Source organism: Kineococcus halophytocola, from assembly GCF_041276425.1.
Classification (GTDB): domain Bacteria; phylum Actinomycetota; class Actinomycetes; order Actinomycetales; family Kineococcaceae; genus Kineococcus; species Kineococcus halophytocola.
On record NZ_JBGFTU010000018.1, the window covers coordinates 31695 to 45618 of the forward strand.

Consider the following 13924-nt stretch of genomic DNA (forward strand, 5'->3'; position numbering starts at 1 on the left):
GCTCAGGGGTCCGGGATCGTCACGACGAGGCGGAACCCGCCGGCCGGGGTGGGGGCGGCGTGCACCTGCCCGTCCAGCAGCGCGGCCCGCTCGCGCAGCCCCAGCAGCCCGTGCCGGGCGCTGGGCAGGGCCAGGACCGGCCCGGTGGCCGGGCCGTTGGCGACCTCCACCCGCGTGCGGGCACCGTCGTGGACCACCGAGACGGTGACCTCGGCGCCGGGGGCGTGCTTGCGGACGTTCGTCAGCCCCTCCTGCACGGCGCGGAACACCGCGCGCTGCACCGGCGCGGGCAGGTCGCCGGGCACGTCGACGGTGCTGCGCACCACCAGCCCGCACCCGGCGGTGAGCCCGTCCAGGTCCCCGACCCCCGGCTGCGGGCCGTCCCGGCGCGCGGAACCCCCCGCGGTGCGCAGCACCTCGACCATCGCGCGCAGCTCGTCCAGGGTGCGCACGCTCAGCTCGCGGATGGTGCGCGCCGCCGAGCGCGTGGTTTCCTCCGCCGCGGTCACCTGCAGCGCCCCGGCCTGCACGGCGATGAGGCTCACCTGGTGGGACACGACGTCGTGCATCTCCCGGGCCAGCACGGCCCGCTCGCGCTCCAGCACCTCCCGCGCGACCCGCTCGTCGATCTCGGCCAGCCGGCGCGACAGCTCCCGGCGGGTGACCACCAGTTCCCCCAGCGCCCACGGGGCCGTCGCGAACAGCAGGCCGTACAGCACGGCGCTGACCCACTCGTCGGCGTCCTGGGGCAGTTCGGTGGCCACGAGGTTGCCGCCGAGGACGACGAGCGCGGCCACCACCCCCACCGGCCGCCGGCCCCGGGTGCGGACCGCCAGCGTGAACACCACGGCCATCGCCGCCACGAGGGCGTAGCCGTAGTACAGGCCCACGGCCGCGACGAGCGCCGTCACCCACGGCAGGCGCCGGCGCAGCGGCAGGACGCAGGCCGTCACCAGCGCGGCCGCGGTCGCCCCCGTCGAGGCGTACGGCAGCCCGATGAGCGCGTCGACGACGGCCAGCAGCACCAGTCCCGCCTCGGCGAGCCCCCGCCGGAGACCGGGGCGGGCCGGCAGGGCCCTCACCCCCGCCTCTCCGCCCGCTGTCCCGCCCGCGGCAGCACCTCCGGCTCGTCGGGGACGTCCGGGGGCACCCGGCGCGGGCCGGCCGTCGCCGGGCGCGGCCGGTCCTGGCGGTGCAGCCGGATCGCCACGAGCGCGACGTCGTCGCCGGGCTGGGCGTGCAGCAGCCGGCGCAGCACCTCCTCGCACGTGGCGTCGACGTCCTGCGGGTAGCCGTCGGCGTCGCGCGGCTCGCGGGCCACCGCGTCCGCGACGGCCTCCAGCAGCCGGTCCAGACCGGCCTGCAGGGACTCCCCGCGACGCTCGACGAGCCCGTCGGTGTAGAGCAGGACGGTGCTGCCGCGCTCGACCTCCACCGTGTGCTCGTGCCGCGGGGCCGCCGGGTCCACCCCCAGCAGCAGGTCGCGCTGACCGGGGACGTCCAGCAGGCGGGGCACCCCCTCGCGCGAGACCAGGACCGGCGGCGGGTGACCCGCGGTGGACCAGCGCAGCCGGGTCAGGCCGCGCCGGGTCAGGTCCTCGTCCTGCTCCAGCCGACCCACCACGCACGTGGCCATCGTCCCGACCTGCAGCGTGCTCATCGCCGCGTCCGTGGCCGTGAGCACGTCGGCCGGGCCGCGACCCGTCATCACCGCAGCCGCGCGCACGAGGGTGCGCACCTGGCCCATCACCGCGGCGGCCGTGCGGTCGTGCCCCAGGACGTCCCCGACGACCAGCACGCTCGCGCCGTCGTCCTGCAGGAACGCGTCGTACCAGTCGCCCCCCACCTGCGCGGCCTGCGCCGCGGGCAGGTACCGGACGACGACGTGGGCGTGGTCCGGCTGCGGCGGGTCGGTCAGCAGCGCGCGCTGCAGGGTCTCGGCGATCTGCAGCTGGGCGCGCACCAGCCGCCCCTCCTCCACGGCGGTGCCGATGCGGTCGGCCAGCGTCTGCGCGAACGCCACGACGTCCTCGCCCGGACCGGCGGCCGGCCGGGCCGTGGCCGTCCGGCGGGGGTCGGCACCCAGGTCCGTGGCCGGGGTGGCCGCGGCCGGCGGGTGGGGGGCGGCCGGAGCCGCCGGCCCCGGCCCGTCCCAGCCCAGCGTCAGCACCCCCAGGGACCGGCCCCTGGCGCGCACGGGGACCGCCACCGCCGGTCCCCGCCGGTCCGGCCCGTCCCCGGCGGTGCCGGTCGTGAGCACCTCGGTGCGCCCGTGCACCAGGGCCCGGACGACGGGGGGCGGGACCACCCGTCCCTCGTAGCGGGTTTCGTGGTGGGTTTCGTGGTGGGCGTCCTGCCGGGCCGGGCCGGCGTGCTGCGCGGCGACGTCGTCCAGGTGCTCCAGCACGAGCTGCACCGCCGAGGCCGGCGCGGTCCCGTCCGTGCCCGCGCGGGTCTGGGCCGCGAGGGCGTCCACGGCGGCCTCGGCCCGCTCGGAGGCCTCCAGCACCGTGACGACGCACCGGTCGGCCAGCGCGGGCACGACCAGGCCGGGCACGAGGCGGACGGCGGTGTCGGGGTCGCGGTGCGCGCTGAGCAGCTCCCCGACCCGGGCCAGCAACCCGGCGCGCTCGGCGGCGGTCTCGGCGGCGCGCTGGGCCTGCACCCGCTCGCTGACGTCCAGGAAGTACAGCGCGAGCGTCGACCCGTCCGGGACGGCCCGCACCTCGTACCAGGCGTCCAGGGGCGGGGGGTAGTAGGCGTCGAAGACGCAGGGCGTCCCGGAGGCCAGCGCCCGGCGGTAGCCGGCCTCGAAGGCGGTGCCCACGGTGGCGGGGAACAGGGCCCACAACGACCCGCCCACGAGCTGCTCGCGCGGCAGGCCGAGGGCGGCCTCCGCCTGCCGGTTGACGTAGGTGATCGGCCAGGACTCCTCGGCGGTGTCCAGCACGAGGTACCCCGCGGCCATCGTCTCGGTGATCTGCTCGACGCGGCGCCGGCTGTCGGCCAGCGAACGGGCCAGCTCCTCCCGCGCGGTGACGTCGTCGACGATGACGCACAACCCGGTGACCTCCCGCGTCCCGGGCCGGTGCACGGGGTGGAAGGTCAGGGACCAGTGCCGCAGGTGACCGGGGCGGGCGCTGACCTCGCCGGACAGCGGGACGTCGCGCATGGGCACGCCGTCGGCGATCACCCGCCGGTACAGCTCCTCGGCGCGGGCCCCGGTCTGCCCGTTGACCTCGCTGGGGGTGCGCCCGACCAGCTCCTGCACCGTCCGGCCGTTCATCTCGGCGAGCACGGCGTTGACCCGCACGTGGCGCAGGTCGAGGTCGAAGACGCCGATCCCCAGCGGGGCCCCGGCGAGCAGGGAATCGAACTGCGCGGCCGCGGCCGCGTCGGGATCCTCGGGAGTTCGCGAGCCCACGTGCGTGTCCACCTGTGTCCTGGATCTGGTGCCGGTGCGTGCGGTCGTCCGCGACCGGAGCGGACCGAGTATCCCCGACGTTCAGCGGTGCAGGCGGCGCAACGCCGTGCCGGAGGTCCACAACCGCACCCCGGTCCCGGTCAGCGCCACGTCGCCCGGGCGCGTCGGGTCGGGGTCGGTGCCGCCCAGCCAGGCCCACGACGCGGGCGGGCGGCCGGTGGCGGCGGTGAGGCGGCGCACCGGTTCCAGCACCTCGGCCACCACCTGCTCCGGGGTGGTGACGTCGGCCGAGGCGGCGTGCGTGGCGGTGTGCGCGCACACCTCGTGGCGGGCCGACAGCTCCGTCAGCTCCTCCCACGTCATCGCCAGCCGGCCCGGCGGGTGCTCCAGCACGCCGTACTCGTGGGCCCGGGCGAACTCCCGCTGCCGGTCGGCCGGGACGTCCAGGAAGTCCGTGGGCGGGTAGAACCAGCCGACCAGCCCGGCCTCCTCCAGCGCCGGGACCGCGACCTGCACGGCGCTGGCGAAACCGTCGTAGAACGCGGGCACGATCCCCGGGCGGGAGGCGTCCGGCCAGCGCCCGGTGGTGCAGAACGCGTGCACGTCCTGCGCCGTCACGGGGGCGAAGCGCTCGGCGTACCGGAGCAGGTCGCGGCGGAACTCCTCGCCCCGGGACGCGGGGGTGTCGTGGTGGTTCACCACCCGCAGCAGGCGGCCGGCGACGAACGCCTCCGAGACCTGCACCACCTGCGCGTCGCGGGCGGCGCGGGAGGGGACGGGGGTGCCCGGGGGCCGCCACCCGGCCAGGCTCGCCGGGGGCCGGGAGGGGGCCCGGGACGGTTCCGGGCGCAGGTCCAGGTCGCCCAGGACGGCGAGCACGTCCTGCACGGACACGTCGGCGTCGGCCGCGCTCAGCACGTCCCACGCCGCGCGCACGCGCGCGGCCAGCTCCGGCTCACCGGGGCCGGGGAGGAGAGCCGGGTCGGGGGTGCCGGGGCCGGGGTCGACGCGCAGGTACGTCGCGACCCCGGCCCGTTCCTCGTCCTCGGCGGCGACGGCCCGCGCCGCCTCCAGGTACTCCTGCTCCCGGGGGTCGGCGGCGTCCACGACCCCGTTGTAGGCGCTCCGGCCCGGTCGCGCCCGTCGTCGGTCCCGTCGTCGCGCCGGTCGTCAGCGGGGGAGGGTGAAGCTGGCGACGAGGGTGTCCAGCTCGGCCGCGGCCGTGCTGACCTCGGCGGCGGTGCCGGCGGTGCGGGTGGCGCCCTCGGTGGCCTGGCCGGCCGCGGCGGCGATGCCGGAGATGTTCAGGGCGATCTCCTGGGAGCCGGTGGAGACCTCGGTGACGTTGCGGACCATCTCGCTGGTGGTGGCCGACTGCTCCTCGACCGCGGCGGCGATGGTGGCCTGCAGGCCGTCGATGCGGGTGATGACGTCGGTGATCTCGGTGATGGCCGCGGCGGCGTCGGCGGCGTCGGTCTGGGTGGACCCGATCCGGGCGACGATCTGCTCGGTGGCCCGCGCGGTCTGCTGGGCCAGTTCCTTGACCTCCCCGGCCACGACGGCGAACCCCTTGCCGGCGTCGCCGGCGCGGGCGGCCTCGATGGTGGCGTTGAGGGCGAGCAGGTTCGTCTGCTCGGCGATGGAGGTGATGAGCTTGACGACGTCGCCGATCTCGCGGCTGGAGGTGGCCAGGCGGTCCAGGGTCTCCCCGGCGGCGGAGGCGGCGGTGACGGCGCTGGCGGCGGTGGAGCTGGCGTCGGCGGTGGAGGTGGCGATCTCGCGGATGGCCGAGGTCATCTCCTCCCCGGCGGCGGCCACGGTGCCGATGTTGGCGCTGATCTGCTCGGTGGCGGCGGAGACGACCTGGGCCTGGGAGGAGGACTCCTCGGCGCTGGCGGACAGGTGCGTGGCCACGGCGGTCAGCTCGGCCGAGGCGCCGGCCAGCGTGGTGGCCGAGGTGCCGATGCGGCGCAGGGTGCCGGCCAGGCGCTCGACGGTGCGGTCCAGGGCGGCGGCCAGGCGGCCCACCTCGTCCTGGGCGTGGTAGCCGACCTGCTGGTCCAGGCGGCCCTCGGCCATGCCCTCGACGACGGTCAGGGTGCGGGCCAGGGGGCGGGCCACGGAGCGGGCGACGACGAGGGCCACGACGACGGCCACGGCGATGGCCAGCGCGCCGACGAGCAGCAGGACGAGCACGGCGGTGCGGACGGCCACGGCCCCGGAGGCGGCGATGTCCTGGGCGGCGGCGGCCTCGGTGGCGCGGATGGTGTCGATGTCGGCGCTGAGCTGCTTCAGGATGGGCAGGGTCTTCTGGGTGCGCAGCGCGATGAAACCGGGGATGTCGTTGGCGCGGGCGCGGTCGAGCAGTTCCTCGCGGGCCTGGCGGTACTGGGCGACGGTCGCGGTGAAGGCCTGCCGGTCGGCGGCGGAGGAGGCGGGGCGGGAGGCCTCGTACCTCGCCCAGGCGGCGTCGAAGGTCGCGTCGGCGGCGGTGACGGCCTGGATGGCCGCCTCGGTGGACGCCGCGTCGGGGGCCAGGGCCGCGTTGGCGACCTCCAGGCGGGTCTGCAGCAGCGCGGTCTGGGCCTCCCCGAGGGTCTGCACGGAGGCCATGCCCGAGGACGACATCCTCGCCAGGGTCTCCTGCGAGGCCTGCAGGCGGGTGATGCCGAGCACCACCACGGCGGCCAGCAGCAGGCACACGACGCCGAACCCGGCGAACAGCTTCGAGGCGACGTTCAGGTCGCGCAGACGGCTCATCACCCTCACCGCATCGGCACCCGGGCGCGGGGGGTTGAGTCGTCCGGCCATGACCGTTCTCCCGGGATGCGGTGTCTCGCAGCAACTTAGAGCCGGGTCCCGAAAAGAGGGTGCGGGGTCGGGGGGTTCCGGGAGCGGGGTCAGCGCGGGCGGCGCAGGCGTTGCGGGGAGGACCGGGGGACGACCTCCACGAGCCGGCGGGCCTCGAGGTCGACCTTGACGTACCGCACGATGTTCGTCAGTCGACCACCGGGGAAGGCGGGGTGGTCACCCAGCCGCTCCTGGGCCGTGGCCACGACGGTCTTCAGCAGGGCCCCGTGCTCGGGGTCGGCGTCGTCGACGACGTCCAGGACGACGTCGCGGACGAGCTCCCACTGCTGCACCGGCAGCGTCCAGTCCTCCATCCCGCCCACCAGGGCGCCGTTGAGCATCCGCACCCGTCGGCGGGCGCGGTCCTGCTCGTCGGTGGCCCAGGCCTGGTCCGTGATCTCCCAACCGCCGTCGGGTCGTCGTCGCGCCACGGCCCCAGGGTGGCAGACCCGCTCAGACCAGCTCGGCGTGCACGACGGGGGAGGGCACGGCGTTCAGGGTCAGGGAGAACCGGGAACCGCCGCCGGTGACGGGGTGGTAGGTCAGGTCCCCGCCGTTGGCGTTGACGAGGGTCCGGGCGATGAACAGCCCCAGCCCCGTGCCCTTCTGCCCGGCCGCGGCGCCGGTGGTCGCCCGCGCGAAGCGGTCGAACAGGTGCGGCACGAACTCCGGGGGGACCCCCTCGCCGGCGTCGACGACGTCCAGGAGCACGTGGTCGCCGCGCCCGCGGGCCACCAGCCGCACGGGGGGCCGGCCGTACTTGACGGCGTTGCCCACCAGGTTGGTCAGGACCTGCTCGAGGTGGCCGCGCTCGGCCAGGACGGTGAGGTCCTGCACGCCCGTCGTGTCCAGGGACCCGGCCGGCACGTCGAGGCGGTCCACGACGTCGGCGACCAGGGCCGGCACGTGCACGCGGGTGGTGCGCGGGGCCGGGGGACCGGCGTCGAGCTGGGCCATCGTGAGGATGTCCTCCAGCAGGTCGTTGGCCCAGCGGCCGGCCTTCTGGATGCGGGTCAGGTGCTGGTGGCGGTCCTGATCGCTCAGCCCCTGCCAGTCCTCCAGCAGCAGCTCGGCGAACCCGGTCGTGGTCGACAGCGGCTGGCGCAGGTCGTGGCTGAGGGTGGCGACCAGGTCGTCCTTGAGGCGGTTGGCCTCGCGCAGCTGCTCGTTGGAGCGGGCCAGGGCGTCCTGGACGCGGCGCTGCTCGGACAGGTCGCGCACGAGGGTCAGGGTGGCGCGGCCGCCGGCGTCGGGCAGCGGGACGCACGTGACCTCCACCGGCACGCGCGTCCCGTCGGCGTGCCGCAGGGCGGTGACCGAGGACTGCGAGGCGCGGACCTGCCCGGGGGTGAACGTGCTGCGCTCGACCCAGGCGGCCTGCTCCTCCTCGGGCACCAGCAGCAGCGACGTCGCCAGCGCCAGCAGGCTCGCGGTGCGCCGGCCGGTGAGCCGGGACAGGGCGTCGTTGGCGTAGGTGACCTGACCGTCGTGCTCGACCAGCACGCCCTCGCCGAGGTCGCTGAGGGCGTTCAGCAGGCGCGCGGAGACGTCGCGCTGGCGGCGGACGCCCTCCTGGGCGGCGACCCGGCTGCTGACGTCGAGCACCTGGGTGGTCAGGTGCGCGGGCCGCCCGGCCCCGTCGCGCACGACCGCCGTGGCGACGTGGGTGTGCACGACGTGCCCGTCGCGGTGCAGGTGGCGCAGGTCGTCCCCGGGGGCCGGGCCGGGGTTCGCGCCGGGGTTCGCGTCGGGGGTCGCGTCGGAGTTCGCGTCGGGTCCCGGCGCGCCCTCGAGCAGGGCCCGGGTCGCCCCGGCCCAGGCGGCCCGGTCCTCGGGGTGCACGTGCGGGTCCCACGACCGGCCCACCACCTCGGCCGGGGTGCGGCCGAGCACGGCCGCGGCCGCCGGGTTCACCCGCAGCACGGTGCCGTCCAGGGCGAGGTCGACGGTGCCGACGACGGAGGCCTCGAAGGCGGCCTGCAGCCGGTCGGCCTGCTGACGGGCCTGCGCGCGGGCCTGTTCGAGGTCGGTGCGCAGGGCGCGGTCGGCGCTCACGTCGGCCATGACGACGACGGCGCCCAGGGCGCTGCCGTCGGGGCGGGTCATGCGCCGCCCGGAGCACACCACCGTCAGCGCCGGACGCCCGGCCGGGGCGATGACCACCTCGACGTCGGCGACGGCCCCCTCCCGCAGCACCCGGTGCAGCGGCACCTCCTGCGCGGCCAGCGGGGTGCGGCCGTCGGCGGCGAACAGGTCGTAGCGGCCGGCGTGCTCGGCGGGGTCCAGGCCGGTGTCGGCGTCCAGGCCGTGCCAGTGCTGCGCGGTGCGGTTGAACATCGTCAGCCGGCCCCGTTCGTCGGCCACGACGATGCCGACGTCGACGGACTCCAGCACCACGGCGGTCAGCTCGCCCCGGGCCTCGGCCTCGGCCCGCAGGACCGCGGCCTCGCGCGCCAGGCGCTCGCTCGCGGCGGCCGAGCGCCGCGTCGAGGCGACGAGGACGTCGCGCTCGTCCCGGCTCATCGCCAGCGCCAGCCCCAGCACGGCGAGCATCGCCACGTAGAGCTGCACGACGATCGCCCGGGTCGGGTCGTCGGCGACGAGGGCGAAGGGGCCGTGCCCCTTGAGGGTGAGCAGCACCGCGGTCACGCCCATCGCCAGGTCCAGGACGAGCACGACGGTGGTGTCGAAGCGCAGCGCGGCCCAGGCCGCCAGCGCGATGAGGGGGAAGGCGACGGGCAGGCCGTCGTAGACGACGAAGACGAGGGCGTAACCCCCGGCCGTGCAGGCCACCACCGCGGCGAGCTCGGCCAGCCGCCACCCGCGCGGCCGGTGGACCGGGACCACGACCCCGCCGCCGGTGCCCTCGCGCCGGGCGCTCAGCAGGCAGCCGACGCGGAACGCGGCGGAGGCGATGAGCAGGATGCTCGCGGTGTTGCGGGTCATCCAGACCAGCGTCGTCACCCAGGACCAGTGCCCGGTCAGCGCCCACACGGCCGTCGGGCCCAGCACCGCACCGGAGCCCGTGGCCAGCACGGCCGCCGCGAGCAGCCGCATGAGCTGGGCGACCCCGGTCAGCGGGTCCCGGCCCCCCGCGCCCCACGCCGTCGGGCACCAGCGGGCGAACAGCGCGCCGAAGACGAGGACCTGCAGCACGTTGGCCACGACGAAGCAGGCCGCGAGCGCCGCGGTGGCGCCGGTGGCGGCGTTGAGGGCGAAGGTGGCCGCCGACAGCAGGACCAGGTCCAGCCGGACCGTGCCCGCGCTCCGCTGGGCGCCGAACCAGACCACGGCCACCCCGGCCGCGGGCCAGACCAGGCTCAGGCTCGTGCCGTCCATGACGGTCGCCCGGCCCAGCAGGACCGCGACGGCGAAGGCGAGGGCGAAGGCGGCGCTGCGCAGCGCCGCGGCCGCGCTCACGGGTGCACCACCGTGCGGTCGCGGCCCTGCTCCTTGCCCGCGTACAGGGCCGCGTCGGCCCGGCGCACGACGTCCTCGGCCGCCGACCCGGGGTGCCACTGGGCGATCCCGACCGTGCAGGTCTGCCCGTGCGGGACGGCCGCCCGGATCCGGTCGGCCACGGCGACCGCGGCGCTGCCCGTGCAGCCGGGCAGGACCGCGACGAACTCCTCCCCGCCCCAGCGGGCCAGGGTGTCGACCTCCCGCAGGCACGCCTGGGCGGCGGTGGCGAACCCGCGCAGCAGCTCGTCCCCGCCGAGGTGGCCGTGGGTGTCGTTGTACCGCTTGAAGTGGTCGAGGTCGACGACGGCGACGCTGAGGGGGTCGCCGGTGCGGGCGGCGCGGGCCACCTCGGCCGCCAGGACGTCGTCCCAGCGTCGGCGGTTGGCCAGCCCGGTCAGCGCGTCGCGCTCGGCCGCCTGCGCGAGCCGGGCCAGCAGGTCGGCCCGTTCGGCGGCGTGCGCGACCTCCCCGGCGAGGGTCTGCAGGACCGGCAGCACGTGGTCGGGCAGCTCGGCCTGGGCCTCGTGCCAGAGGACGCCGAGGACCCCCACGGTGCGCTGCCCGGCGGTCCCGGGGAGCACGACGGGGTGCCAGGCGCCGGCGGCGGTGCCGGTGGGGGAGGCCGGGTGCCGGCGGGTGCGGGGGTCGGTGGTGGCGTCGGTGACGAGGACCGGCGCGGCGGAGGTGAAGGCCAGCCCCGCCGGCGACGGCTCGGACAGCCGGTGGGTGACCTGGGCGGCGGGCAGGCCGGAGGTGGCCACCGCGTGCAGGGCGGTGCCGGCGGTGTCGGCGGTGTCGGCGGTGTCGGCGGTGCCCGCCGGGCCCTGCTCGGGGCGCAGCAGGTGGGCGGCGTCGGCCCCGGTCAGCTCGCGCACGAGGTGGCACACGGCCTGCTCGGGGTCCGGGGCGGCGGCCAGGGCGCGGGAGGCGTCGGCGAGGGTCTGCACGCGCCCGGTGTGCTCGGCCAGCGCCGCGTGCGCCCGGGCCAGGGCGTTCTCGCGCTCGCGGGCCCGCGTGACGTCGTGCAGGGTCACGACGGCCCCCAGCGTCGAGCCGTCGGCGCGGTGGGTGGCGCGGCCGGAGCAGACGAGGGTGCGCGGGGGGCGGCCGGGCACGGCCAGGACGACCTCGGCGGCCTGCACCGACCCCTCGCGCAGGGCCCGCAGCCACGGCAGCTCGTGCGGGGGCAGGGGGGTGGTCCCGTCGGCGGCGAGGTGGACGGCGCCGGCGCCGTGCCACTGCCGGGCGCTGCGGTTCAGCGAGGTCACGTGGCCCCCGCCGTCGACGGTGACGAGCCCGACGTCGACGGTCTCGGCGACGACCTCGCTCTGCTCCCAGCGGGCCTCGGCCTCGGCCACGGCCAGCACGGCCAGCTCGCGCGCCTCGGCGGCCCGTCGTCCCCGTTCGGCCGCCTCCCGGGCCTGGCGGCGGCGTTCGAACAGGGCCACCAGCACCCCGGCCAGGCCGGCCAGGACCTCCAGCCGGTCGGCGGGGACCTCGCGGGGGACGGTGTCGAACACGCACAGCGAACCCAGGGCGCGGCCCCGCGGGTCGATCAGCGGGGCCGAGGCGTAGGCGCGCACCCGGCCCAGCCGGCCGTCGACCCACGGGGTGGCGGCGAAGCGGGGGTCCCCGGCGGCGTCGGGCACGTGCACGAGCACCCCGTCCTCGACGTGCTGCGCGCACATCGAGTCCGCCCGGGGGGAGTCGGTGCCCTCGAAGCCCACTGTGGCGAGCTGGCACTGGCGGTCCCCGTCGAGGAGGTTGACGGTCGCGTGCGGCAGGCCGGTCACGAGGGCCGCGGCCCGGACCACGGCGGACAGCTCCTCGTCGGCGGGGGTGTCGGCGGGGATGTCGGCGGGGGTCTCGGCGGGGGGGCCGGGCAGGCGGTGGTCGTGCGGGGCCACCGGCCGGTCCGCCCGGCGCGCGGACGGGACCGGCCCGGTGCCGGCCGGGTCCGCGTGCGCGAGGGCGATCCAGTCCTTCCGGTCCACCCGTTGCTCCTCGGCCGGGGTGCGGCGGAGCTTGAGGACCGGTCCGTGCGGCGGGGAGCCTCAGGACACCCGGCACCACAGGCGGGCGCCGTCGTCGGTGCGCGACCAGCCCGTCGCGGCGGACAGCTCGGTGAGCAGGTCCCGGGTGTGGTCGGACAGGACGGGTGGGGTCCGGTCGCCGGGGAGGGGGACGTCGACCCCGACGACGAGGGCGCCGTCGTCCTCCCCGACCCGCAGGGCGGTGGGCCGGGTCCCCTCGCCCAGGGCGCCGAGCAGTTCGGCGGTCACCTGCACGGCGTCGTCGGCGACGTCCTCCAGGCCGAGCTGCTCGGCCTGCAGGCGCACGAACCGCCGGGCCTGGCGCAGCGGCTCGTCGTCACCGAGCAGGTCCAGCGGCAGGCTGTGGGGCAGTTCGACCGGGACAGGGGTGGGACTGGGGTCCACGGACTCCTCCTGGTTCCTGCGCACCACGGGGGTGGTGCCGTCGCTGCGCCGTGGCGCACGGGTGCTGTCCCGAGTGTGCCGGGGCGGGGCGGGCCCGCGCCACCCGCCGAAGGTCGGGACTGTTTGTCATGACAACCTGAGGAACCTTAGGCTGACCGCCGGCGAGGGTGCCCTCGCCGCCGACGCGACGAGGAGGCCGTTCCCGCATGGTGACGATCGCTCTGGACCCCACCCCCTTCCACCCCGACCACGACCTGCTCGACCTGCCCGACCTCGTGGCCCGCGCCGGGTTCGAGCACTTCCAGCTCGCCCCGCACCCCGACGTCGCCCCCTTCTTCCGCCACCCCACCGCCGACGACGCGCTCGTGGCCGCCCTCGCCAAGCGCGCCGCCGACGCCGGGGTCGGCATCTGCTCCCTGCTGCCCGTCCAGCGGATCTCCTGGCCCGAGGAACCTCAGCGGCAGGCCGCGGTGAAGAACTTCCGCCGCGTCCTGCAGATCGCCGTGGACCTCGGCGTGCAGGTCGTCAACACCGAGTTCTCCGGCCGCCCCGAGCGCGCCGAGGACTCCGAGGCCGCGTTCCACCGCTCCATGGAGGAGCTGCTGCCCGTGGTCGAGCGCGAGGGGCTCACGCTGAACCTCGACCCGCACCCGGACGACTTCGTCGAGGACGGCCTGGAGGCGTGGCGGGTCGTGCGCGGGCTGAACTCCCTGCACGTCGGGGTCGTCTACGTCGCCTCCCACACGTTCCACTACGGCGACCGGGCCACGACCCTGCTGCCGGCCGTGGGGTCCCGGCTCGGTGCGGTGTACGCCGCCGACACCTTCGACCACCGCCGCTCGCACGGGCTGCGCTACATCACCAACCCGCCGGGCAACGCCGCCCGCGTCCACCAGCACCTGCGCCTGGGCGCCGGGGACGTCGACTGGGACGAGCTGTTCGGCACGTTGCGCACCACGGGTTTCCTGGACCGGCCGGACGCCCTGCTCGTGTCCAACGTCTTCGCCGAGGACGAGACGGCGCTGGAGACGTCGCGGTTCCAGCTCGAGCGGCTGCGCGAGCTCACCGCGGCGCGCTGAGGGGCCGGGTCGCCGCGCGGGCCGGTCTCGGTACGGTGGTCCGGTCGCTCGAACCACCGGGCCGCCGCACGCGTCGCCGGAGGACCGCACCGTCGACGCCCTCCGACGGGAGACGACGTGCTGGACTCACCGCCCGACCGCCTGCGGGTGCTGCTGGCCGACCCGGCCCCGCACGCCGTCCGCTCCCTCGCCGAGGACCTCGCGGTGGCCCGGGCCCGGGCCCGCACGGCCGGGGAGCGCAGCCGTGAGCTGCGGCGGCGCACCGAGACGGTCCTGGCCCGGTCCCAGGAGCTGGCCCGGCAGCGGCCCGAGCGCCGCGGTGCCGGGGACCACGCCGGGGACCACGCCGGGGAGCACGCCGGGGAGCAGGACCGGGTCGCGGCGCTGGAGCGGGAGGTCGAGCACCTGCGGCGGGCCCTGGAGAACCGTCCCTGCACCGAGCGCGCCGTCGGCATCGTCATGCAGCTCCTCGGCTGTGACGCCGACACGGCCTGGGACCGCCTCAGCCGGCTGTCGCAGCACACGAACGTCAAGGTCCGGGTGGTGGCCGAGGCCCTGGCCGGGCACGTCGCCTCCGGACGGGGCGTGCCCCCGGAGGTGGTCGCGGCCCTCACCTCCCTCGCCGCTCCCACCCCCGCCGGCGGCTCGCCCGGACGCTCTAGAACGTGACA

General features: G+C 77.0%; 10 protein-coding genes. 2 read left to right on the forward strand and 8 right to left on the reverse strand.

All coding sequences use genetic code 11. From position 1 onward, the window contains the following. Window positions 1-2: 2 nt before the first annotated feature. The 8 genes from AB2L27_RS15195 to AB2L27_RS15230 form a co-directional block, all read right to left on the reverse strand. A complete protein-coding gene (locus tag AB2L27_RS15195; RefSeq protein ID WP_370442327.1) occupies window positions 3-1082 on the reverse strand; it encodes a sensor histidine kinase in 1080 nt (359 codons plus the stop codon). Next, on the reverse strand, window positions 1079-3436 hold the full coding sequence (locus tag AB2L27_RS15200) for a SpoIIE family protein phosphatase (RefSeq protein WP_370442328.1): 2358 nt from the start codon (window positions 3434-3436) through the stop codon (window positions 1079-1081). The genes AB2L27_RS15195 and AB2L27_RS15200 overlap by 4 nt, the downstream gene beginning before the upstream one ends. A 69-nt stretch (window positions 3437-3505) precedes the next feature. Next, a complete protein-coding gene (locus tag AB2L27_RS15205) occupies window positions 3506-4531 on the reverse strand; it encodes a polysaccharide deacetylase family protein (RefSeq protein WP_370442329.1) in 1026 nt (341 codons plus the stop codon). A gap of 63 nt (window positions 4532-4594) precedes the next feature. Then, window positions 4595-6184, reverse strand: coding sequence for a methyl-accepting chemotaxis protein (locus tag AB2L27_RS15210; RefSeq protein ID WP_370442330.1), 1590 nt, complete (start codon window positions 6182-6184; stop codon window positions 4595-4597). 140 nt (window positions 6185-6324) lie between these two features. Further along, window positions 6325-6705 carry a DUF6958 family protein gene (locus AB2L27_RS15215; protein WP_370442331.1) on the reverse strand — a complete coding sequence of 127 codons (381 nt, stop codon included), beginning with the start codon at window positions 6703-6705 and terminating at the stop codon, window positions 6325-6327. Window positions 6706-6727: 22 nt separating this feature from the next. Continuing rightward, window positions 6728-9694, reverse strand: a complete 2967-nt coding sequence (locus AB2L27_RS15220; protein WP_370442332.1) for a PAS domain S-box protein — start codon at window positions 9692-9694, stop codon at window positions 6728-6730. Beyond that, a complete protein-coding gene (locus AB2L27_RS15225) occupies window positions 9691-11730 on the reverse strand; it encodes a diguanylate cyclase domain-containing protein (RefSeq protein ID WP_370442333.1) in 2040 nt (679 codons plus the stop codon). The genes AB2L27_RS15220 and AB2L27_RS15225 overlap by 4 nt, the downstream gene beginning before the upstream one ends. A gap of 60 nt (window positions 11731-11790) precedes the next feature. Continuing rightward, on the reverse strand, window positions 11791-12174 hold the full coding sequence (locus AB2L27_RS15230; protein WP_370442334.1) for a hypothetical protein: 384 nt from the start codon (window positions 12172-12174) through the stop codon (window positions 11791-11793). 206 nt (window positions 12175-12380) lie between these two features. Between AB2L27_RS15230 and AB2L27_RS15235 the strand changes: the two genes are divergently transcribed. After that, window positions 12381-13253 carry a sugar phosphate isomerase/epimerase family protein gene (locus tag AB2L27_RS15235; RefSeq protein ID WP_370442335.1) on the forward strand — a complete coding sequence of 291 codons (873 nt, stop codon included), beginning with the start codon at window positions 12381-12383 and terminating at the stop codon, window positions 13251-13253. Between the two features lie 117 nt (window positions 13254-13370). Further along, window positions 13371-13922 (forward strand): ANTAR domain-containing protein, encoded by a 552-nt coding sequence (locus tag AB2L27_RS15240; protein WP_370442336.1) that lies wholly within the window; start codon window positions 13371-13373, stop codon window positions 13920-13922. Window positions 13923-13924 lie beyond the last annotated feature (2 nt).